Raw genomic sequence first — 24638 nt, 5'->3', positions numbered from 1 at the left:
ATGAAAGTTCCATTTGAATGGACATCTGTGACTATTGAAGGAAGTCACCGACCTCGAAAAATTCAACATGACCAAACAGTGGTCACGTATCCAATGAATCAAAAATCGACTTCAAATTCACGCTGCTCAAAAACTCTTCGGCAATGGTTGTTAGCTCATGTGATCTGAGTACCAGGGCATCACTGGCGTTGAGTGCCTCCCGCAGGTAGTCATCCTTAACCGCTTCCTGAAACCCGGGAGAGTCATCAATGGTAGACATCATGGCATACAGCTCTTCTGGTGAGGATGGATCATGAGCGCCATATGTATTTGTAAGCATGAACTCCTCGTTGGAAGCGTCGGCCCAACAATACGTCAGGCAACCGCCGTTTGAGTGCGTCATTCCATAGAGGTAATGACTGAAGGCCTGCAGAATCGCCCGATTGCATTCGTCTATTTCATTATGCAAAGGAAGTCGCTCTTCAGGGGGGACAGATTTGATAAAGTTTGCACGATAATTCTGAGTTTCCGATTTTTTCAAAGCATCGCAGATTTGTTTTCGCGCTGACTCACGTTGATTGATTTTTTCCAATATCTGCTTCAAGTTCGGCCTGCTCTCAACTTTTAGTAGAAACAGGGCTTCGACCTTTTCATTAATCATCGTGTCGCACCAGGAAGGTTGCCCCATAATAATTACCGGACGATGGCTCGCTTTGCCGGAAATTAGCCTCTGAAATGCGGGGTGGTGAAGCAGCATTCGTTCTATATTCGGAACGCCTTCAGGTTCGTCCGTCCAGGCGGCCTGGAGCGATGAGCTGGCGATTTTACTTTCAAGGGATCGCGAAAACCCATCATGACAGTGAGTGACAAAAAAGACATCACCTTTTCTCTGACGGAAATTTTTATAAGCCAACCGCCATGCCTGGCTATTTTTTTCCCTGGACAAGAATTCCCTGTACCACTTTTTCAGACAATGAGCGGCTTCAATCTTCAGTTCATCGATGCGTTCCAGATGCAGCAATAGCTGATGATGTTGAAAGGCCCCTGTAATATGCTCATAGTAGTTCGGCACCGGATCAAGCCAGCCTGATTTAAGGGCTTCAAGGGCGAAGCGAAGAAACGAAGGTCTGGCCAAGTCACTGCCGTTCAGTATTTTCTCCATTGAACCCAACCATAGCAGAGGGTTCGCTCCCCACTGGACAAACATTTTTGAGTGCAACAACTTGAGTTGTTCAGTGACCTGATCTTTATCACTGTTAGACAATATGTGTTTGACGGCCTCCGACATCGGGTTATACCCGTCATCGCCGACCAATTGCTTCTCGTTATAACCAAATGCTTGTGTCTCCAGCGACTCTAGCAGTGCGACGCCCATGGAAAAACGGGTTAGATCTTTTTCCTCCCAAAGGTTCCTGACTATTTCGGAAATTCTCAGATTGGTTTCTGGTAATGCACTGTTCGTCTCAAGGGCTTTGTTGAGCTCCGCCAGACTCATGCCACAGGCTTTAGCCAGAATTTGCTGTTGTGCTGAATCAGCTCGTTTCAGAAAGTCCTTCAGGAGAGCCTTTATCTTCCTTGACTCAGTGCTGAAAACATTGACCCTTCTGATGGGTTGGAAGTGAGATGTGATTTCTATTATCTCTGCATCTGCTCCGCCCAAATCCGCCGATTTCCAGGTTTGCCCTCCATCCAGGGAATACTCGGCAAAGCAGTGGACACGGTTATCAATTTGTCGGCATGGAATCCCGAAATAACGGCAAAAGGCAATGAAAACAGGCACACGATGACGACAGCTACCTTGCCGCTTGGTTACGAGGAATTTAAAGAAATTTTTCTTGCGCCTGGGTTTAGCCTTACCGGAAAACTGTTCGCAATACTCCGTGATCGCTTTAATTTGCTGCTTTGCGTTTTTAGCGTTCTGTATTTTTTGCAGTGATACCTTTAATTCGGATGGTTGCTCGCCAATGTTCTGAAACAGTTCGTGCAGTACTTTTTTCATACCTTCTGAACAATAGGTGTCCAAAAGTGTTGGTCGGGTTCGTTTAGCAGGTGTTTTATTGCCCGTTGCCCTGGGTTCTACGACATAAGTCACTCGAAGACTCTGATCGGCTTTGGTCTCAGGAACAGTCAGTGTGTGAAGCCCGGTATATTGGTCTCTGACCAGGGTAAATGGCAAATCGGGCTCTATTCGCAGGGCCACGATATAGTCGTCAGGCGTCAGGCTTGGCAATGCGTACCGACCATTTTTCGATAACATTTCCACGGTTCCCAGCGTTTGATCGCTGGCTAATGCCACTGCCTGATCACGCCCCGGTAACCGAACCGGCAGGAGGGCTTCGACCTCCTGAATGTGTCTATTATTAAGAACGATCTCTTTGACATCACCCTTAGCAGACACAAAAATATCCCTTGCCCACCACCGATACATACGGGAAGAGTGTCTGGAACTATTAAAAACTATATAATCCATGGATGTTGGAACCGGCAGGCTCTCATAGTTTGTTCTCTGGTCCAGTGCCGGAGCCCATTTCCCCAGGACTTCCGGATTGTATGTTTCTGGCGTGTTATCACCGCCCATAGCTGGCGCTTTGTTAATACAATCGTCAACCCGAGGGTTCGGCAGATTACTTGTCTGCTGCCAAAACGCGGGCCACCATTGAACTGCATTGGCGTCCCATGCGCTTATCCGCTGATCAATTTCCTGAAGATAAGGCTCGGAAGTCGGCATTTTCAGCGTTTGTTGCTGTTCTTCCGTCAGGGGAAATACGCTATTGGCGTCCACGCCCACAGAACCAAAATGACGAACAAACCAGCGTTGCTGCCAGTACCGGTAGAGTGCCCCGGTGAGAATGTTGTCCGACCTTTCTGGCTCTGGGGAAAGACCGGATGTCAGCCATTTTGCCCGAGCCATTCCCTTGAGAATTTCCGTTCTGGCTTCCTCTTCACCCAGATCTGTTTTAATACGAATTTCATGGCGTTTTTCATCCATACTGTTGAGATCACTGCGGCGTATCAACCAGGGACGATCAATACCCGATACCGTTTGGTTCAACCATTTGCAAAGCCCGGAATCAAGCTCACCCCTGCTCATGGTAAGAGCCGTGACAAGAGCCGATGACTCTGGCAGTGCCTCCAGCGATATCCCGGCCGCCATCAGAAAAAGCCGGTAGTGCCGATTGAGGCATTGGTGAAGTCCTTTTTCGGTAAAATCGCCCGCCCGGACGACGGCTCTGGCCACGTTCTGTAAGTCAAGGCTGGTCGGTTGCAACGGTAGTTTTTTCCGTTGCAGGTCAGCCCTCAAACGACAATGTTGCTCAGTCAGCTGTTTAGCCAGAATTTTCCCTTGCACGTTCTGCGGCAGCACTTTCTCAGCAATGGTCTGCAATTCTTCCGGGCTGTACTGCCGGATAGGCAAATGTCGAAAACGTCCTTTCAGCGCCGGTGATAACGGTTTTCGCCCGCTGTAATCGGGTGGGTTGGTGGTGGCAAACAGGTGAAAGCCCGGATGAGCATCACCGGCCAGAGTGTCGTTTAACTCACCTTCCAGGTGCTGGCTGTCAATCAGATTCATTTCCGAAATAACCACGATGCCGCCATGGACTTTTGCCGTCTGGATCTTTTCACACACTTTGTCCCAGGAACAATCACAGGCATTCAGGGGGAATACCTTTGGCATGGATTCTCCCCGTTGCTCAGCCTGCTTTTTGACGCTTTGAATCACCAGATTCAGAGTGGCATCCTTACCTCGTCCAGCCGGACCTTCAACCAGCGTCGCCTGACGACCGTCGTGTTTTCTGCCGAGATGATAAGCCTGCTGACAGCGGCTTAAATCCTGTCCAAGTCGTTGCACCAGCTCATTGACTGCCGACCCGGAGGTATCAAAGTCAGGTTGGGTTTCTTCGGTGAATGTTTTGAAGGCCTGCTGTAAAGGCTGCAGGGTGGTCTGGTTATGAACTCTGTCGCTCAGTGTATTGTCCGAGTCGAAACGGGCAGCAAACCAGAGTTCCAGTACTGACAGGGCATCCTGATGACTCTCGCTGATTTCGGGACCCAGTACATCCCGAAAACTTTGCTGGATTAAACCATTTATGTGTTTAACGGTAACACTGTCGCTTGCCGGTAGCGCACAATCCAGATACCAACCGACCCAGCTGCAGATATCGGTCAAATCCCTGGGGGTAAAGACATGCTCTGGCAACAGCTCCTGATAATATTGCCAGAGTGTCATCGCACTTTCGACGGCACTCTGCGCAACGGTATTTATCTGGTGTTCTGGCAGATGCCGTTGTAACTGTCTGACCAGGGCCGGTTCCACCACCCTGTCTCGAAGGAAGGCCCGGTCCAAAGGTGGGTAGTAAGCCCCGGGCAGTTTCTCTTTCAGAGCCGGGTCCAGCTGGCGCCCGGCGTAATGATCCGGGTTACCGGTGAGAATCACCCGGTGTTTTGAGCTGACCTTGACAGGGTGGCCATTCACATAGATGCAGGGTTCCGGTTCCCATAAGCCGTTGAGTGACGCCAGTAATCCGGCTTTGGCCAGGTTGGCTTCATCCAGAACCAGAGTAAGATAGTGTCCGTCTTTGTCGGGTGTCCCGGCCCATTCCATCAGCATCCGGTTTTGCTGTTCCATAGAGCGGTCACCGTCGGCGTGCTCTTGCCACTGCCAGCGTTTCATCAGGGTCTGTTCACTGTCAGAAGGTCCAAGTGACATCACCGAAACCTGTCCCGAAGCCTTTGCCATTCTGGCACAAAAGTAACTTTTCCCGGTGCCGGTTTCCCCCTGCAGGAATATAACGGGAGAGTCCGCCAACCGGTCATGGAGTCGGGATAATCGACGGCTTTCACGATCCTTTTGGTTCATCTCGCCGTGATAAAGATCGTGAGCCAGTGCTGACAAGGGTTGATCGGCAGAACCCTGCCATTCCAGTGATTCAGACAGTCGTTTTTCTATGTGTTCAATAGCTGCTGTGTCAGAATTTGCTGTTCTGGCTATGTGAAAACAGTCGGTGGCCAGAGCGTGAATAGCATCGTATCGGGTCTGCCCTGGTGGCAAAGCCAGCTGCCAGCCGGAAGCCAGCGCATCTTGCAAACGTTTAATCTGTCTTGATGGCCTGATGCCAAAGCGTTGATATAGCTCTGTTTCCGACGGATCAACTGCCAACTGGTACGCCATTGCCTCTCGATGTTGTTCAGGCACAAGAGCCACGATCAGGGCACAGAGCCTGTTCATGACTTCTTTTCCACCCTGCCATGGGAATGGATGTTCGTAGAACAGTTGTAATCCTTCAGAGTTTCGGCCCTTAAGTACTGTTGGGTCAAACGCTCTGGCCAGTGGCCATAGGTTCTTATCCACAAACGCTCTATCCAACCTCGGGGCACTGTTGATGATGGCAGTTAACTGATCCGTGTCTACCAAGGCGGTTTGATCCTCATCCGGCTCATTAGTAGCATCCGGCAGTAACTGCCAACAGGCCACTTTCATAAAGTCATGTACTGTCGGATTCTGGCGGGTGCCATGGGTGACAACGCTATTGATGGCCTTGCGCCAATGGCGGGGCAGGAGCTGTGGGGACTGGTCAACCTGCTGCGCGCGCCGGGCAGCCAGTATCAGGTTATTCAACAACCCTTCGGTCAGTTCAGGCAGAGGGTTACAAAGGTGGGGAGGCACGGTTTTAAACGCTTCGTAAAGTTGGTGAAGTGCTTGTTCAGGTAGCTCAGCCCGGGAGATATCATGCCTGCCCCCATTGATATCCCAGATATCGACCTCAGGACACGGTTTCCCTGCGGCGATCATCGAACTGAATACTGAAGATGTGCTTTTCGCAGACTCAGGCCAGAGTAGGGTGACATGAGCTTGTGGGTAGGCTTGTAATTGGCCATTAACCAACAGAGGTTGCCCGACAGCCAGGGGTTCCAGAAGTTGTTGGAGTGTTGGATTACTTTCGAGACCCCGCAATACTACTGGCTTGCCAGCGGCTAATGCCTCCTGCAACTCACTCTGACGCCGACCAAAATGCGCCTTTTGTTCCGAGGTGACATGGATATTATCAAATAGCTGACTGAGGCTGGTCTGTTCATTGACCTGAATCACCAAAGGTGCTTCGAGATCATTGATCCAATGACTGGCCTGGGCTTGTTGCTGATACGTGATGGTCTTAAAGGCGGCCTGATCGCTCATTGAGTGCTCATCGTTTTCTGTCAATCCCAGTGCTTTTGGCTGCCGTTTTGAATGAGCCATCTGAAGTCGGGGCTCCAGGCCAGTGGTCTCGCGTATCGTCTGCAGTGAACCCAGCAAACGAAACCAGAGTGCCTCTGTAAGGGGAGAAGTGACGGTGACGACACCACCTGCCCGAACCTGTTCCAACAGAGAGTTGTTGGGAACTGCATAGCCCTCTGGGGCAATGGCAATCGGGTTCAGCCATTCGGCAATATTACTCTGGTTGATGATGATCGGGTTTCGTGGTGCGTTACCAGAGTGAGAAATGCTCCTGAACAGTGAATGAAGCTCGTTCTTCCCTACCGGCATTTGATAAAACTGAACATCCTCGGGTAACTGACAGATCTTGCCATTACTCTCAAAACACTTTTGAACCAGAATCTGCCGAATCGTCTGTTCAAAGGCCAGATCCTGCCAGTTAGCCCCTTTCAGAATCACCCTCTGACCGGCACTCAACGACTCAAGCCTGCCGGGAATATGCCGGATTCGCCCTTGTTTATCCACTCCGGGGCCACCCAGCAGCAACTGTCGCCAATGACTATGCCAGTGACAATCAATAAGAACAGTATCACTTTCATCCATAGCACTTTCCGTAGCACTTTCGGTGCTGGGGAATTCAGCCAATACAGGATGGACTTTGTTGAAGTCCATCGCTTGGTCATTGCCAGTCTGTGGGTCGAACTGCCAGGTATTTCCCGGCCGATTAATTCTCCGCCAGAAATCAGCACCCGGAGCAACGGCTCCCGAAGCAACGGCTCCCGAAGCGACGGCTCCCGAAGTGACGGCTCCCGGGGAGTCTTCAGTTTGGCCAACCGATGCCAATTGTGCAGGGTCTGCCACGACCAGCAGAGAAACATGCTCGGCCAGGGGGCGTTTCTTCTGGCTGACTTTGTCGTACAGACAGGGGGTAGCCGGGTCCAGCAGATCGTTAAATTTGGGCAGATCCTCGCTGGTGAGCTTGCGGATATCGATCACCAGGGTTAATGGCTGTGGACTTTCAAACAGCTTGCCCGCTAGCAGAGTGTGGCGACCATCGTCAGCAATGTTCAACCGGCTCACCAGATTAGCCTGTGAGAGGTCATCGGGGTGGGAGATAAGTGTGACATCGCGATTTTCGTCGATGGTCTGGGTCACTAGCAGCTGTCGAACCTCATCATCGCTGGCGACAAAACGAAAATCGAAGGAATTAGAGGTCTTACGGAACGAGGTATCTGTTGGGGATACGGTTCTCGCTTTGTCAGGAAAGGTAATCTGAGGAAACGATCTATTGAATTCGGTAGTGACATCAGAGCAGATGTCTACCTTTGACAATGAATCCAGCTTTGCTCTCTTCCTCGCTGGCACGTTATTATTAAGCTGTTCACTAGCAAGAATGCGTTTGCTTTTTTCCACACCAATATGACCATCCATAGTCAATCTCTCTCCTGTCATTCGAAGAACTGCATTGAAACTGCTTGATCGTTTGACCTTAAAATCAGGTTGAAGTTCCTTTTAGACATAGGTTGCTAGCTGGCTAGTTGGTTAGTTAGATACTTATTGCCGAAAGAGTATTTCTCAGTACGCTTGATTAATAGCTAATCCATTACTACTTTTGGATGCAGTTAATTGAATAACTAAAGAATGCTGTGAATAACTTTTAGTACTGTAATGTGTACAAAAGTACCACTTATTAATAATTGGAGTGTTCAATTGTAGGTCTTGAGCATGCTCTTTAACAGACATAGCGACAGGGATTACTGAAGAGGCATTATACGAATTATTAAATTTTAAAAAATGACTAAAAATGGAATTTTCTTACTATGAAATTATTGATGTTTTTTTGCTGCCTGTTTCTGAATGCTTCGCACGTGCTAGCTTTTGGCTCACTTTCTCATGATAATCATCATAAAGTCTTAACTCCGGCGCTTAATGGGAAGTCTTTTTCTCAAATGGTTCCTATTGAAAAAAATAGTGCTGATAAAATGTTAGTTGATGCTTTTAAGGAAAAAGAAATAGCGATTTTTAAAGGCTGGAAAGACCCCTTTCTTGAAAGTAGAACAAACAAAGTGACAAAAGAGTTCCAGGAACTCGATTACAAAAAGAATACAGGTGTGTCTAAAAAAGAAAAGGATAATTTCTACCAGCCAGGCCATGAAAAAAATGAGGATGACAATAGCGCATCTGTCTTGAATGTTTTTTTACCTTTATTACTCGGTACTGCTAACAATGTTTTTTTGAAAGTTGATACAAGTGACATACACGGAATTATCAGCCTCGGTAATTCAAAAAAAGAGGGAGCAGCGAGTGAAAGAGGTGATAGGGTACCTGAACAAAATAGTGAACAGGCCAGGGGGCAAAACCAACAGGCATCATCGCGGGTGAAATCTGGAAAGCGCAAGAGAGATAAGGATGCAGAGCTTAACTTTGATGTATCGGACTTGTCACCTCAGGAGGCAGCCGGGCATTTTTTAGATACTGTTAATACACTGGCCAGGGAGCATGATTTATCCATCGAAAGAGTCATCGGACATAAGAAGTGGAAGAAAAAAGGTTTTTTGCGTATTTATACTGATTACGCCACTACCAAAAATAATGTTAAACAAATATTTGTAGATTTTATATTATTCACGGAAGGATTGTTAAGAGATCAGAAATTTATTTATAGTGACGAGGCAGATAAGTATCGTTCTGGCCAAACAATTAGTAAAGAACGAGTCGAAATAATAGATTCAGTATTGTCAGAGATATTTGCTCATCGACAAATTGAGGTGTCAAATAGATATGATAAAAATTATTATCTTGGAGAGTTATTGTCCGATTACCTTTATGAGAACTTCAAGGGCTATGACGATAGCAGGGACTATCGATTAGTTGGGCATAAGACATTTCAATTCTTTGAAAGGATTCTTTTTGGAGATGGCTATTTTTCAGAATATGATCAGTTTATGAGATTTATCGATCGCTACAAGAAAGAACTGTTTGATGAGATAAGAAAGAATACTGTTGAATGTAATGAGTGCAAGAATGCCATTATTGCTGCCCTGAGAATTAATGATGAACTTAGAATGACTTTTAATAAAGAAGTCATGGCATCGAAATTTGAAAGACGCTGGTTAGATGCTCTTCATGATATGTTTGAAGAAAAGCCAGATGCAGCTGGACAGAGTATTCCACTTAACAACTCTATTGATCTCAAATTTGGTGAAGAGTTGGAATATGATTTGATTTCTAAAGCTGAACAATGGGGTGGGCCAAGTTACTATTATCTTGAGATAGTAAGAGCTCATATGGAAAGATTAGGAGCAAATGAGGCAAGCTGTGATTCTGGAAGCTTTACTTTTGATGGACACTTCTATGTGACTCCTTTTTTAGATTATAGGAAATGGCTTGAGTTTAATTGTACGCCTTACCATGATGGTGACGCCGATGCGAACAATGCTTTAGAAAAAGTTTTTGAATTGGTTGACTCAATGATTAAAGATGAACTCATAGATCATGCTTCTGGCCACAAACATGTTGATGCGCTCTCTGCTACGCACGGTAACCCCGCTGTTCTACTGGAATTACAGAGGGAGATTGAGAGCAATTCTTATCTACTCAGGGCGTTCGGTAATAATGATCGAATTGTTAAGAATAATGAAAGTCAATGGTATAAATTGTTTTCTGATTATTCTGATATGAGAGAGTTAGCCATTGAACGGATAAATTGGATGATTGCCACGTATAATGAAAAATTGGCTGCTTTCAATTATGAAGTCGTGAATGGCGATTGGCTAACGGACTCAGAAAAATTGGATAAGCTTAAACAGTTTGCAAAAATATATAGTCATTTTGTGCAAATGGCCCCTTTGCAACAGATGTTCGGTGAAGCGGGTAATATGATGTTAGAAAAATATATGGCTATATCTTTGATGCATATTCCGGGAACCGAGGTGATTGATCCTTATGCAACAATAGAGTTTCGCTTTTTCCGTTGTCCTGAAAATATGCAGGAATTGAAACTGATTAATCAGTTTTTAAAAGCCTGGTTCGAATATATCCATGACCGTCGAATGCGAAATGAGCCGATTGAGGTTGTACCTCATGACGTCAAAGCCAGTGAAGATTATACTGCTGAAGAAGTTGTTCATAATACTATTCAATACTTGCAGAAACTGGGGCTGAACCCCGATGACTATCAGAGCTTCCTGAATAAAGTATCAAAAGGATTTAGCAAACTTTGAACACAGCAGGGGCTGCTGCTTCACCTGTGTTGTAGAGTCAGGATCATTTTTTCTTATGTCAGATGCAGCTTCCCCTTACCCCGTTGTTTATTTCGTGCAGGGAGCACAAAGCTCCTTTTACGCAGATCACGGATGGGCAAAGGCACTTCAGGAGGCTCTCTAAGAAAAAGGTAACCAAAAGGAACCCGAAGCTTGCTCGCCAGCTTCTGAGCCAGGGCATAAATGGACCGACTTTTGCCCTGCTCCCACTCAGCAGCTATTCGGGCTTCTGTTTTAGCTTTCCTGCCAGATCAGCAGGAGCCATCCCGCTAGGTTCTCGCGCCCAGTGGACAATCTCCGGATTGATCATGGCTTCGTTCATTATTGGCGTCTATCGTGTAATGTTTGGAATGGTGTCATTATCGGAACCGCACCAGAGCCATCTTAAGTACTACAGCCTCCCAGTATCTATATTAGGTATCTTTGAATGGGTCATGGGGTGGAAGTTGTTGAGTATAAAAACGGGTATACCTTTCTTATGGTTGGCCTGGCTATTTCTGGCCGTATTCTGTGCGTGCTCTACTGATTTGTCCGGCGATACCATTCCAGATAGCTCATCTTATTGTCCACAATTGTCTGTTCCCGGTGTCTCTGTCAGTTTTCCGTTAAACCTTGAAGATGTGGGGGCAGCGGCAGTTGTGCAGCTGGCGGTATCGTCTGCAATCGTGATATCAGCGTTAGTTTGTCAGGGTTCTGCCGCGTCGTGTAGTCCGGTTATCTACCCTGTTATGCGGGTTTACGGTATTTCGGCTGGTCTGCTGAACCGTTTTCTCTTGATTGATGCCTTACGGCAATGGGCTTCGTGGCTTGTATTTTCCGGTTCGCAGTGGAACCCCGTGAGAATACCCGATTCTGCCACTGCTGAGGCTGGAACCTTCAATCCGGTGCTTGGCTACCTGACTCTGGCAGAAGCTGATCCAAACTATCGGATACAGCACGATAATTTTGCCAGCCTGCACAGTCTTGTGGCCTATGTTACTGAGCTTAATAAGCAGCTTGCACCCGGTCAGTCGGTCGTGAAAAGTCGTGATGGAAAAGCGGAACTGCAGGTTGTGCAACAAGATTCAACTACAACTGTATTCTCGGTCATTCTGCCAAACAGTGACAACACAACCAGCACTTACCAGGTGGGGAGTAATCGAGGCATTTTCTGGATAAAAAAAATCAATGACATTAACGTTGAGCGTTATCAACAGGTTGTCTGGAGCGAACCGAAAGAAGGCAGTACCACTACTTGTTTAACTGTCCAGCTTATTGCTCCAGAGAAAGCAAATGAGTCTGGGTTGCAAATTGCATTGACGGTGCCATCCTGGCTGACTCATCGGCTTCTGGCAGCCAGCTCTGCAAAGACCACAGCCGGGTTCAGCCGGTTGTTTCTGAATTGGTATTGGTCTGCTTATATCATGTCTGAACCGATGAAGGCTTTGATGCTCCGGCCATATCAAGAATTGGGCTTGCAAGGACTGACTCCTGTGGTTCCTGCCTGCTACTCTGACAATCAGCATTGTTTTGGTTGGATGACCATGCAAGCTTTCTCTGCTGGTCCTGTTCCACAGTCGTATATATTGGGTCCAGCTGCGGAGGAAAACAGGTTTTCCAGCAGCGGAGAAAGCTTCACTCTCAACAAAAGTGACGAAAGGGAGCCAGAGGGTTCCGGGGAGGATGAGGGCGAGGGGGCAGAAGGTGAAAAAGATAAGGACAAAGGTGCAGGCTCCCCATTTTCTGAAAAGTCCGGTTTGTCCCCTGTCGCATCAGCAGAGAGTCTACTGTGGCAGGCAACAAAGCAGTTTTTTTTAAACAGTGGATTGAGTGTGGGGCAGTCACCCGAAGCCGCTCTTCAGGATGCCTACGACTTAATGCGCAAGCTAAGCCATGCAGGCATGCTGCAGGTTTTGCCTGTTGAAGATCGTCAGCCGACGGAAGACTGGGCAATGGTTGTGAGTAACCGTCTTGCTCGTTATATCAATCACTCCATGAGCCCTGCAGGTGATACAGATCCACCTGCTTTTTCTGATCACTGTCGCAGCAGTGATGATGAGTACATTGTGCCCATGACGCAAGTTATGTTTAATCGTGTCGTTGATAGCTCTGATAAATATGGTCAGTTTGCTCAGACTATTATTAATTTGCGCGATGGCCTCAAGGATATTATCGAAGCCTTTTGTGTAGAGAAAAAAACGGGTAGCTGCCTGTATGGAGGAGAGTCTGTAAGAGCGTACATAACCAAACACGGGTTTGGACATCAGCTTAAATTCAAGGATAACGAGCCTGTGACGAATGATATTGATGTTCTGATGGCGTACGACAAAGTAGATGATTTAAAACAGTGGCTGGATACAAAACTGGATGGTTTTAAAGTATCAGAACCCCGCCAAAAAATGTTGTTTTCTTTCCCCGGGCAGGGGCCTGATCCTGAAGCCTATAACCTGTTTGTGTTTGATTTTACGGTTGAAGGCGGGTCAATAAACGCCTACCTCCCAAGCCTGGATGTCGCTATGGCGCTTACCGGGTCACAGGCCACTTTCCAGTCCGAGGAACTGGTTATTTATGAGAGCATCGTCAGGGGGCTAAACGGTGATGCGGCTAAGCGCGATACCTCTATTCGGAAGCAGGGCAAACATTGGCATCGTGCCCTCTATTTGAAAACGGTTTTCTCAAAGAATTATTTCTTCAGCATGCTTTTAGACGACATAGATCGGCGGTCAGGTGAATTACCATTACAGCCAAATCACAGAAGTACTCATTTCAAGTCAGCCAGGATTGAAGTGATGAAGGAGCGCATTGATGAACTGACCCGTGAATTAAATAATAAGGAACAAGAGTTAATGCTTTCGAAACAAAAAGTTTTGGATGCTTTAAAAGCTAATGAAATCAGCCTTGCCAAAAAGGAAGAGCAACGAAACCAATTTTTTCATGAATTTGAGAAAAAGCTGTCGAGGAAAGATAAAGAGATAGCTGACAGGCGGTCTGCTAATAAGAGAATGGGTGAAAAAATTGCGTCATTAAATAAGCTGGCTAAAAGCTATGAGGAAAAAAATGTAAGTCTTGATAAGGAACTAAAAAGTCTGGAGCAACAACTAAAAAAAATAAAGCAAGATCAAGCCCAAGATAAGAGTGAGGAAATTGATGGGTATAAAGAGAAAATTAGTCAGCTTGATCTTGAAGTACTCGATATTAAACGAAAATTGGAAGTATCAAATACCAAGTATACCGATTTGCAGGCAGATAATGAATGGCTTCAAAATGAAGTTTCAGAATATAAAAAACGGCATAAAAAACTCCTTGGAGACTATAATGAAGCCTCGAAAAATTTAAAAAAGTCGATTGAGGCTTTTAGCCACCGATTAGATGAAAATGATCAGTTAACCGGGAAAAAAACCAAGCGTAAAGCTAAATTAAAAGGCTCAGGAGGGTATGTGAATGAAGCGACTGGAAGGTTATTTTACAGAGGTTTTGTAGTAGGCATTGCAACTTATATAGGCTATAACCTACGAGGTATTCCTATGCAGGAATCCGCTAGTGATGGCATAGGGAGTCTTTGCCTTGATTTAGATGATTACACAGGACTAAATAGGGATATACTGAAGACAATGTGCGGTTTTGATAAAAGTTATAGAGTTGTTGATTATCAGATTTACTCGTTCATTCGTAAAAAATTAGCTCTTAATTTTATGAATAAAGAGACTTTTTTCGAGAACCAATGGGCACAAAAAATAAAGAAGGGAAGCAAGTTCTTATTAGCACATGCCAGACACTATCAGCTAAGTCAAATGACAAAAAAGCAACTGTTGCAGGTTGTCGGTGGCATCAGAGCTGGCAAGAAATCGGTCGGCGATAAACTTTCATTGAATGAAACCATCACTGGTGTCGTTGATTATTGTGGCTTGATGCCTGATATAAAATGGCAGTACGACTGTGGTCGTAAGGCAGTTCAAAGAATGCTTTCGAAGCAACTTGAGAATGAGTATTATGTTGTTGTCAATGGAAGAAGAGATATCAAGCTTGAAAATCCAGACCGGGTTATCAATTTCCTTCCTGTCTGGGACATAACTTCAGACCAACTGGGCTGGTACGATGTTTGGCCTTATCGTCTTGACAAAGAAGGATATACCATTCTGGGCAATTCAAATTCAAAACAAGATACCACATTGGTACTGCCAAAATGCCCAGGTGAACTCTATAAAGATATTCAGTTAAAAGTATTCACTGATTTTAAGTGGCACATCAAGGGTTTCATATGTTCTATGCCAACTGAAATAAAAGCGAAACATGATTCAGTCTATTGGTGGAATCATGATTACCCGGAGGCACATCGCAGTACAGCTGGGTCTAAGGATGAAAAGGGGCTGTACCATGGAGCGTGGAAAGATCCTGACAAGTAGTTACTCAAGGGGCTGTTGAGGTTTTAAGATAGGCTCAACAGCGCTGTTTTTTTATGAATGTAATCGTCAAGATTGGCAACACTTGTTGGAAACACCATAAGCTGGTGAGAAAACGATCCCAACTCATTGATTTTTGGCGTAAAGTGCATATGAAAACGAGGATGTTTTTCCAGCCACTCTCGCTTCTTCGGGTGTTTGTAAGTCGCATAGTTGTCGCAAATCAGGTGCAGCTCTTTGTCTTTTGCCGTTTCCCTATTTATCTGTTTAAGAAACTTCAGCCATTCCACATGAGTATGACGCTGCTGGCACTGACCGATGACAGCACCATCAAGCACATGCAAAGAGAGTGGTTCAGATCACCCAACCCCAAAATTTTACTCCGTGTAGATTTTTGTCCCGTAGTTCAATTGTTCAACAATGAGATCATCGGCAGTTCTCATGCCCATATAGCCTTCTGGGATTCTTGACCTGAAGATGGGCTTGATTGAGCACAACGCACTTGACGCACAATCATATTGTGCATATGTTTACCTTTAATGCACAACAATATTATGCGTAAAGGGCATGTATGTCTGTTGAGTTCAGAGATAAGTGGCTAGAGTCCTTTTATGAAGATGACAGGCAGGACAAACGGATACCAAAAAAGCTTGAATCAGTGCTATTCAGGAAAATACAAATCCTGGATGGAGCTTGCAAAGAATCGGATTTAAGGATACCGCCGGGAAACCGGTTTGAACATTTGACCAACAACCTCAGCGAATGGTGTTCAATCCGGGTCAACAGGCAATACCGCCTGGTATTCAAATGGATAGATGGCGTGGCTGTAGACACACATCTTGATCCACACACTTACAAGGGATAAGACTATGAGGGCAACCAAGAGAAGACCTGTATCCGTAGGCGACATGCTGAGGATGGAATTCATGGAGCCGATGGAACTGAAGATTATTGATCTGGCTGAAGCCATGGGCGTCCACAGAAATACTGTCAGTAATATTCTGAATGACAGAACGGTGCTGACAGCACCACTGGCCATCAAACTGGCGGCGGCTTTAGGTAATACTCCCGAGTTCTGGCTTAATATCCAGCATGCATGCGACTTATGGGATACCAGGACCCGGTATAACGAGGAGTCGAAGGCTGTGAGACCTGTCACAGCGTTCAAAAGACAAACAGCTTGATAAGAGCCACACTCAGGAAATCTCCACCAAATCCCCTTTAGCCTCAAGCCAGCTCTTGCGATCGCCAGCCCGCTTTTTAGCCAGCAGCATGTCCATCTCTTCACGGGTCAGTTCAAAGTCTTCCAGTGTCAACTGAACCAAACGACGAGTGTCGGCAGACATGGTGGTTTCACGAAGCTGTAACGGGTTCATTTCTCCCAGACCCTTGAAGCGCTGAACGTTGACTTTGCCCCGTTTCTTTTCGGCCTTGATTCGTTCCAGTACACCTTCTTTTTCTGCTTCATCGAGGGCGTAGTAAACGTCTTTGGCGACATCGATTCGATAAAGAGGTGGCATGGCTACGTAGATATGTCCTTGTTCTACCAGAGCTTTGAAGTGTTGTACGAACAGTGCACAGAGCAGAGTGGCAATGTGCAGACCGTCAGAGTCGGCGTCCGCCAGGATGCAGATTTTTCCGTAGCGCAGTCCGTCGAGTTTGTCTGAACCAGGGTCAACGCCCAGGGCGACAGAAATATCATGAATTTCACGAGAGGCCAGTACTTCGCTGGAATCCACTTCCCAAGTGTTCAGGATTTTACCGCGTAGCGGCAGAATCGCCTGATATTCACGATCCCGTGCCTGTTTTGCAGAGCCCCCTGCAGAATCGCCTTCGACCAGGAATAACTCGGTGTAGTTCAAATCCTGACTTGAGCAGTCTGCCAGCTTTCCGGGCAGGGCAGGTCCCTGAGTGACTTTTTTACGGGCTACTTTTTTGGATTTGCGCATCCGCTTCTGGGCGTTGTTGATACACAGCTCTGCCAGCAGCTCGCCCTCTGCATGGTGCTGGTTAAGCCAGAGACTGAAGGCATCTTTGGCCACGCCGGAAACAAACGAAGCGCATTCTCTTGAAGACAGGCGTTCTTTGGTTTGACCTGAAAACTGTGGGTCTGCCAGTTTGGCAGAGAGAACGTAAGAGCAATTTTCCCAGATATCGTCCGGGCTCAACTTAACGCTTTTGGGTAAAAGGTTACGGAATTCGCAGAATTCGCGAATCGCTTCCAGCAAGCCGGTTCTTAAACCATTGACGTGTGTTCCGCCAAGGGGGGTTGGAATTAGGTTGACGTAGCTTTCTGTCAGCAATTCACCGCCTTCAGGAAGCCATTGAACTGCCCAGTCTGCCGCTTCTTTTTCACCTTGCAGTGAACCTGTGAAAGGTTCCTGCGGCAGGGTTTCATAGCCTTGGGTCGAACCTTTCAGGTAGTCGGTCAGGCCATCTTCGTAGTACCACTCCTCGGTATCACCGGTGTGGTGATCAACAAACTCGATGTTGAGGCCGGGGCAGAGTACGGCTTTAGCGCGCAGTACATGCCTGAGCTTGGAAACCGAGAATTTGGCTGAATCAAAGTAGCTGGCATCGGGCCAGAAACGAACCATTGTGCCGGTATTGCGACGGCCACAGGTGTCGATCTCGTGCAGATCCTGATCTTTGTAGCCATCCTTGAATGTGATCAGGGATACTTTTGCATCTCTGCGAACGGTGACTTCAAGGCGAGTCGATAATGCGTTGACAACCGAGACACCCACTCCGTGAAGACCACCTGAGAACTGGTAGTTCTTATTGGAGAATTTACCACCTGCGTGCAGCCGGGTCAGGATCAGTTCTATGCCGGTTATTCCGTGTTCCGGATGAATATCCGTAGGCATACCCCGACCATCATCAATGACTTCCAATGAGTTGTCTTTGTGCAGGATAACCTTGATTTTACTGGCAAAGCCGGCCAACGCTTCGTCGACACTGTTGTCGATGATTTCCTGAGCCAAGTGGTTGGGCCGGGTCGTGTCTGTGTACATGCCCGGACGTTTGCGAACCGGGTCCAGGCCACTGAGTACCTCAATGGCTTCCGCTGTATAGTCGTTACGCATGAAATCCTTGTTGGGTCTGATTGCGCGTTAACTCATTAGTGTACCTAAAGCCTTGGCGTTAGTCAGTGTTGAGAGTGCTTAATATTGTTATGGGTATTTGTTCTGAGGATTTCAGTGAGGGAAGACCTTTTTTACCGTGAAAAATTTTTCATCTGAGGGTAACGAAAAATTGTTTCAGTCGCTCATGGCTGATTTATTTTGATGGAAGGCTTATGGGTTGTGGTGTCGTCGTGCTGAACTCGATGGTTGGGTCAGGGTGCCTGTTTTCCCAAAGCCAGAGGAGTAAGAGTAATAGCAGAGCCAGCAAGCTGGCACCGGCTAACAGTTGGAAGCAGGCATCCCAACCATAGAGGTCAAGCACTTTTCCCAGTAGCAGGTTGGCGGAAGTGGCTCCGAAAATATACCCAAAGAGTCCACAGAAACCGGCTGCAGTGGCTGCAAAGGGGAGAGGCACCAGATCAATGATATGAACGTGTACCAGCATGACAGGGCCGTAGATTAAAAATCCGGTCGAAATCAGTGAGAGTACGGCATAAGAGGTGTCACCCGGTGGTGAGTTCCAGTAGGCAATGACTGAAATGAGTACCAGTGCCATAAAGAGAGCATTCATGGGAGCACGCTTGCCTTTGAAATGCTTATCGCTCATATAGCCACAAATAAGGGTTCCGGGTATAGCAGCATACTCAAAAGCAAAAAAAGCCCAGCTCGAAGCATTGAAACTAAAGCCCTTGGTTTCTGTCAGGTAGACCGGAGCCCAGTCAATGACACCATAGCGAATGAAATAAGTGCAGGCGTTAACAATGGCCAGAATCCAGAGCGGGGGCATTGTCAGGCAATGCTGGCCGAAGAGTTGGAGCGTTCGGATAAAAGACGTTTTGTGCTGTTCTATCTCCAGCTCCTCCGACAACTCCGGAGAAGGCGGTGGTAAATGACACTGAGAAGGTCTGTCCCTCAGGAGCAGGTGCCCCATCATAGCAATGACGATGGCTATAAAGGCCGGAAAGTAGAGCTTGCTTTGCCAGGTGCCAAAAAGAGTGACTGCCAGGATGGCAATGGGCCCCAGCAGGCCGCAGCCTACATTATGCGACAAATTCCATATGCTCATGGCCGTGCCACGCTCTTGCCTGACGAACCAGTGGGCAATCAGTTTGGCACTGCACGGCCATCCTGAACCCTGTATAAAGCCATTGAGGGCCAGGGTCATCACTATCATAATCAGTGGGAACTGGAGCACCGGTGAAAAGCCAAGAAACAGAGAGAGCAGTGCTGAGCCCAGAAGGCACAGGGGCATTAGCTTACGGACATCAATCCGGTCTGCCAGGTAACCCATGAGCAGATTGCTGATCCCATAACTGAGAGCCAGTGCTGATAGAGCCACTCCGAGTTCAGATTTGCTATAGCCCTCTGAAATCAGGTCGGGCATGACCATGACAAAGTTTTTCCGAACCAGATAATAGGCCGAATAAGAAAGAAAAGCCCCGATCAGAATTTGCAATCTTAATTTTGAATAACGTTCGTGTTGTTTTTTGGAATAACCATCAGGGACAACAGAGCATTTTAAAAAAGATCTCATGAACACTTCCATGAATTGCTATGAAAAGGTGGAACGCGCTAGGAGAGAAGGGACTGTAAAAACGCAACTATCAGTGTTTTCATGGTAAAAAAGTCTTTTACCAGCAGAGGAGACGAAAGATCATCTTTGTCGTTCATCTGTTCAGTCTCTGAGTCAACTTAGGAAATAATGTAGCACCATTCAGAAAAAATGCCGGTCGAGTTACCGCCTTATTGTGGTTGATCAGGGAGGCTGCTTCCATGCAGCCACATTTGAATGACGGGTCAGTCACGCTCACGAAGGTGAACAAACCAATAGCTCAAACCCACCATGACACCACCACCCATGATGTTACCGATGGTGGCGGGGATGATGTTCATGACAATCATGTTGAAGATCGTGATATTGCTGAAATAATCAGCACTATAGCCTGTGGCTGCCCAGAATTCGGGCGAAGCAGTATTTTTGATCAGCCAGCCCATGGGGAGCAGGAACATGTTGGCAATGGAGTGCTCAAATCCGGCTGCCAGGAAGCAGGCAACAGGTAACATGCAAGCAAGCATTTTTCCGGCTGCAGAACGTGCGCTCAGGGTCATCCAATAAGTGAGACAGACGACAAGATTGCAGAGGATACCCAGCAGCATGGCCTGAATAAAATTATGGCCCATTTTGGCATTGGCAACATACATGTAGTTGATACCCACTTCACCCTGAGCGCCTTGGTATTGGCTCACTCCCATCAGCATGGCGACCATGAAAAAGGCACCGGTCATGTTACCGAAGTAGACAAGCGTCCAGTTCCTGGTGATTTGAGCAATGTTGAGGCGACGAGTGGCACGACCCATCAGCAACAGGGTGTTACTGGTAAAAAGCTCGGCTCCACAGAGTACGACCATCATCAGGCCCATACTGAAAGTCAATCCTCCGACCAGTTTTGCCATACCATAAGGCAGGCCCTCAGCCCCAGTGGTAACGATGGTATAAAACATGCCTGCCAGAGAGATAAAAATACCGGCCAGAACGGCCAGTACAAAGGTCACCTCAGGGTGTTTTTTGGTTTTACCCACAGCAGCATCTTCTGCCATACGGGCAATCTCAGAAGGAGGTACGCAGCCAGATTGTGGGGTGTTGTCGGTTTGCATATCAGGATCCGGGAGGGAACAAACTAAAGGGTCATGAGCGATTGAAACTATTTCTCATCACACTTGTTGATGAGGGCGATGAGAATTTTTTCATGAAGAGAAGATAGTTTATCAATAACGGCGTCAGATGATCAGACGGAAAATTCGTGAACTCATTTCAGGATTCACTCGTTGAATGGTTGACTTGCTTCGGCTTTTCCGGAGACGATAGGGGGAAGATCCCTGTTCCGAATCATGACTCCCGGAGAAAGGATAATGAACGGCGGTCCTTCAATTTTTGCAGTCTGTATGATGCTTTCCATAAATACTCTGGCAGATGATTCCGGCATTATTCCGGCAGAATCGGGCGGTGAGGTTGTCAGTGCCCAACAGGAAGCAAGCAGCCCTGCCTTTGGTCTTCGCGCTTATACGATGGTTAGCGATGATTTTTCCGCCCCCGATACCCATAGCTCTGCGACAAAAAATGGTTTGGTGATTGATTATTACCCCTTTGAGAGCGGCTTCAGGGTATCTGCAGGGGCTTTTTCGGGGGACTCGAAGAAACTGGGTAAGGCCTATTTCTCTGGTGAAGGGCAGCGAGCCTATGTAGGTGTTGGTTGGAAAAAGCTTCTTGATGATGCCAAACGGGTTGATCTCAGTGTCGACGTTGGTACTTTTCTGGACACAGGGCCTGAGGTGGCTGAGAGTACTGTTTTAGAGTCCACAGCCAGCACTCTGTTGCAACGCACCAAGTTTGACAGTAAAGAGCAGCCTGTCATAAGTCTGGGGATTGAATTCAGGTTCTGAAATGCGTTGAATCTATATAGCTATATATTTTGTTGGCTCATTTTTGAGGGCGCAAAAAAACCGTCTGGATGGCTCCAGACGGTTTTTTTGTATTCTTATGAATCTTAAAGAGTTGTTGCTGTCTTCATAGCCTCTTCAGGTTCTTTGGCTATCGCGGAGGGCTTTTTCTCATTCCGGATAGCATTGATGTGGATACCTTTAAGAACATTCAGAGCCTGACTTAACTGATAATCCTGCTCGGCCAGTGAACGAGATTCCTCCTTCTGCTTGCCTTTCTGCTGCATGCCTTTTTCTTGTTTGCTCTTTTCTTGTTTGCCTTTTTTTGCCTGTTTATTGCCGTTGGTGAGGTGACCCTGTAAGTCCGCTTCCTTGTAATCGGATACGTCTTCTTCAGGTGTCACTTTAGCTCTTGGTACAAAAATGTCAGGTTTGATACCCTCGGCCTGTATTGATCGGCCACTGGGAGTGTAGTAAAGGGCCGTGGTGAGTTTCAGACCTTTCTCATCATTATTGCTCAGGGGCATTACCGTTTGAACGGAGCCTTTGCCAAAAGATTCGGTACCGACAAGAACGGCTCTGCTATGGTCCTGCAGGGCGCCAGCGACGATTTCAGAAGCCGAAGCCGAACCGCCATTGATCAGCACTACCAGAGGAATACCTTCGGAAGGGTCATCTTTGTTGGCTTTAAAGCTCAGCTGTGGGTTGGGAGCACGTCCTTTGGTGTAGACGATCAGTCCGTCTTTGATAAAGGCGTCTACAACCCCCACTGCTGCCTGAAGAACTCCACCGGGGTTGTTTCGAAGATCAAGTACCAGGCCTTTTAGTTTCCCGTTCTGAGACTTTTTGAGTTTGTTGAGGTGTTCAACCACTTCCTTATCGGACTCAGTCTGGAACTGGCTCATGCGAATGTATCCGTAGCCGTCCTCCAGAATCCAGGATTTGACACTCTGCACCTTGATAATGTCGCGCTTGACGATCAGAGTGATGGGCTTGGGAGCTCCTTCACGAACAATCGTCAGCTTGATGGGCTCTCCGGGCTTGCCTCGCATTTTATCCACAGACTCCATCAGAGTCATACCCTTTACAGAAGTGTCATCCAGCTTGATGATCAGGTCGCCAGCCAGAACGCCAGCTTTCTGGGCAGGAGTGTCATCAATGGGTGCGATGACTTTGATAAAACCGTTTTCCATACCGACTTCGATACCCAGTCCACCAAACTTGCCGGAGGTATTGATTTCAAGTTCTTTGAAGGCGTCTGGCTTGAGGTAGGCGGAGTGTGGGTCCAGACCCGAGAGCATACCCTGGATGGCATTATCCAGAAGCGTTTTGTCATCTACCTCTTCAACATAGGTAGTTTTGATCAGTTGCATGACCTCGGTGAAGGTGCGCAACTCCTCCAGCGGTAGTGTACCTTTCTTCTCTTCTTTTGCCGGTTTAGCATCGGTTATTGGCCTGGCAGGCTCAACAGCTGCCGGGGCAGGCTTCTCTTCCTGATTAACCGGTGCCGACCAGCCTTGCAGGGCAACCCCGGATGCCAGGGCCAACACAGCGGCTTTTATCCATTGTGGCATTGGCTGTCGGGAAGTAGAAAAGGATTTTGTCATGAATTCTCCCTGCACATTTATGATGAAAATGCCGCTATTGCTGATTTTGCGACAATCTCCGTGGTTTGGGTGGCCCGGCACTCCGGTGGTCCGGCACTCCGGTGGCCCGGCACCCGGGTTATCCGGTATTGAAGTATAGGCAGCTTTATTTAACAGACTGCGCTGTTGTTTTGTCTGTCACCACTTCAGGTTTCGGCGGAAAAATAGGGGATAAGAAAACCTGATGCCTTCTGTTTTATCGGTTCACCCGATCGTTTCTGCAATCTTTTATCGGACGATGTTTTACGATCTCTCTTAAGATTTTGATAACCATGGAACCGGGTTCTGGGGCTTACCGTTGTGTCGGATTTCCAGATAGACCCCGGGCTCGTTCTGTCCTCCGGATTGACCGCTGAGTGCCAGCTCTTCTCCGGCCAGAACAGAATCACCTTCTTTCTTAAGTAACCATTGGTTGTGTGCGTAAAGTGACAGGTAGTTATTGCCATGGTCGACAATGATGAGTTGACCGTAACCTCTCAGCCAGTTAGAAAAAATGACAGTCCCGTCATGGATGGCGTTGACTTTGGTTCCGGCTTTTACCGAGATAAGAACCCCCTGCCAGCGAATTCGGGTATCTGGCCGCTGCTGGTTGAAACCATACACAACCCGACCCTTGACCGGCCAGGGCAGTTTTCCCTTGGACTGTTGGATGGGGGAACTGGCTGGTTTTCTGGCGGCGAGCCGGGCCAATACCGCTTGCAGCTGTTGCTTTTGTTGATTGAGGGCGTCCAGTTCCCGGTCATTGCTGTTGAATTGACGGTTGATTGTAGAGATTAATTGTTTCCGGTCACTTCTGGATTTAATCAAACGGTCCTGTTTTTGGGTAAGGTCCGCTTGCTGCCCTTCGAGTCTGTCATTCAGAGCCTGCTGTTGTTGCCTGTTGTCTTCTATATCGACCAGCGTTTTCTCAAAGGCTTCGATAGCTTCCAGCTGAGCTTTCTGGAGATGCCTCAGGTAGGTCAGGTGTCTGGATACTGCTTCCGGATCTTCCTGATTCAAGAGTAACTTCAGCCGGTTATCCCGGCTGGCAAGATAAACGGATCGCACACTGTTGGCGATGCGACTCTTTTCGTTATTTTTCTGCGCCGTCAGCGCCTGCTGACGGCTTTGAAGCTTTTTTACGTCGGCTTTTCCCTGTTCAAGCGCTTGTTCTATTTTACGAATAGAGTTTTGCAGCTGGCTCATTTCTGTTTCGGTGGATTGCAAATGCCTCTCGGCAGATGAGCGTTCTTTGTTGAGCTTCTCCAGCAGTTTTCTCAGATGTTCAATGTCTACGTTGATCGCCTCCAGCTGAGCCTGGGGAGTTTCTTGTTCCACGGATTCTGCGTGGGCCGTTTTGCTGTTCATAAAATTGAACAGAGTCAGGGTTACGGCGAACATCAGGGTTACAGCCGTGATTCTCATACTCAAGCGCCATTGATTTTTTTGATGGAGGTTCCAGTATGCCTTGAATAATCAGGCTTTCACATACCTAAATGGCATTAAGTAACTGATGGAGACTTATATTCAGGTCGCATCCGATTTATTTTCCGTTCCCTGTAACGTGTTATGCTGTTTTAAAAGCAGAAAAACAGCAGAACCCTTTGGGGGAAAACTGTGCAGGTAAACGACAACTT

At 47.2% G+C, this 24638-nt stretch carries 11 protein-coding genes and 1 pseudogene; 5 read left to right on the top strand and 7 right to left on the bottom strand.

Going from position 1 to position 24638, the window contains the following annotated elements; all coding sequences use genetic code 11:
* Positions 1–82 precede the first annotated feature (82 nt).
* Positions 83–7603 (bottom strand): AAA family ATPase, encoded by a 7521-nt coding sequence (locus KBW69_RS13960; protein WP_257281242.1) that lies wholly within the window; start codon positions 7601–7603, stop codon positions 83–85.
* A 389-nt stretch (positions 7604–7992) separates the two neighbouring features.
* Between KBW69_RS13960 and KBW69_RS13955 the strand changes: the two genes are divergently transcribed.
* Positions 7993–10395 (top strand): hypothetical protein, encoded by a 2403-nt coding sequence (locus tag KBW69_RS13955; protein ID WP_257281241.1) that lies wholly within the window; start codon positions 7993–7995, stop codon positions 10393–10395.
* Between the two features lie 62 nt (positions 10396–10457).
* Positions 10458–14816, top strand: coding sequence for a hypothetical protein (locus KBW69_RS13950; protein WP_257281240.1), 4359 nt, complete (start codon positions 10458–10460; stop codon positions 14814–14816).
* Between the two features lie 134 nt (positions 14817–14950).
* On the opposite strand, the pseudogene KBW69_RS13945 reads toward KBW69_RS13950, so the two are convergent.
* A pseudogene (locus tag KBW69_RS13945) lies at positions 14951–15112 on the bottom strand (IS630 family transposase); the annotation flags it as partial.
* A gap of 272 nt (positions 15113–15384) precedes the next feature.
* Here KBW69_RS13945 and KBW69_RS13940 point away from each other — a divergent pair.
* Positions 15385–15678 (top strand): type II toxin-antitoxin system RelE/ParE family toxin, encoded by a 294-nt coding sequence (locus tag KBW69_RS13940; protein WP_257281239.1) that lies wholly within the window; start codon positions 15385–15387, stop codon positions 15676–15678.
* A 4-nt stretch (positions 15679–15682) separates the two neighbouring features.
* Entirely contained in the window at positions 15683–15997 is a 315-nt protein-coding gene (locus KBW69_RS13935) for a HigA family addiction module antitoxin (RefSeq protein WP_257253663.1), read from the top strand.
* Between the two features lie 12 nt (positions 15998–16009).
* Here the strand turns inward: KBW69_RS13935 and parE are convergent, their stop codons facing one another.
* The 3 genes from parE to focA all read right to left on the bottom strand — a co-directional run bounded on the left by parE (position 16010) and on the right by focA (position 20593).
* A complete protein-coding gene (gene parE, locus KBW69_RS13930; protein WP_257281238.1) occupies positions 16010–17899 on the bottom strand; it encodes a DNA topoisomerase IV subunit B in 1890 nt (629 codons plus the stop codon).
* A gap of 193 nt (positions 17900–18092) precedes the next feature.
* Positions 18093–19472, bottom strand: coding sequence for an MFS transporter (locus KBW69_RS13925; RefSeq protein WP_257281237.1), 1380 nt, complete (start codon positions 19470–19472; stop codon positions 18093–18095).
* Positions 19473–19735: 263 nt separating this feature from the next.
* Positions 19736–20593 (bottom strand): formate transporter FocA, encoded by an 858-nt coding sequence (gene focA / locus KBW69_RS13920; protein ID WP_257281236.1) that lies wholly within the window; start codon positions 20591–20593, stop codon positions 19736–19738.
* 288 nt (positions 20594–20881) lie between these two features.
* Here focA and KBW69_RS13915 point away from each other — a divergent pair, with 288 nt between their 5' ends.
* A complete protein-coding gene (locus tag KBW69_RS13915; RefSeq protein WP_257281235.1) occupies positions 20882–21379 on the top strand; it encodes a hypothetical protein in 498 nt (165 codons plus the stop codon).
* Between the two features lie 104 nt (positions 21380–21483).
* Here KBW69_RS13915 and KBW69_RS13910 read toward each other — a convergent pair whose 3' ends face one another.
* Together KBW69_RS13910 and KBW69_RS13905 are read right to left on the bottom strand one after the other, a co-directional pair.
* Positions 21484–22983 carry a S41 family peptidase gene (locus KBW69_RS13910; protein ID WP_257281234.1) on the bottom strand — a complete coding sequence of 500 codons (1500 nt, stop codon included), beginning with the start codon at positions 22981–22983 and terminating at the stop codon, positions 21484–21486.
* Between the two features lie 294 nt (positions 22984–23277).
* Complete coding sequence (locus KBW69_RS13905; protein WP_257281233.1) at positions 23278–24426, bottom strand: murein hydrolase activator EnvC; 1149 nt, start codon at positions 24424–24426, stop codon at positions 23278–23280.
* Positions 24427–24638: the final 212 nt, after the last annotated feature.

The sequence above is a fragment of the Endozoicomonas sp. ISHI1 genome, from assembly GCF_024606225.1.
GTDB lineage: Bacteria > Pseudomonadota > Gammaproteobacteria > Pseudomonadales > Endozoicomonadaceae > Endozoicomonas_A.
This window is presented reverse-complemented; position numbering and strand designations above follow the sequence as displayed.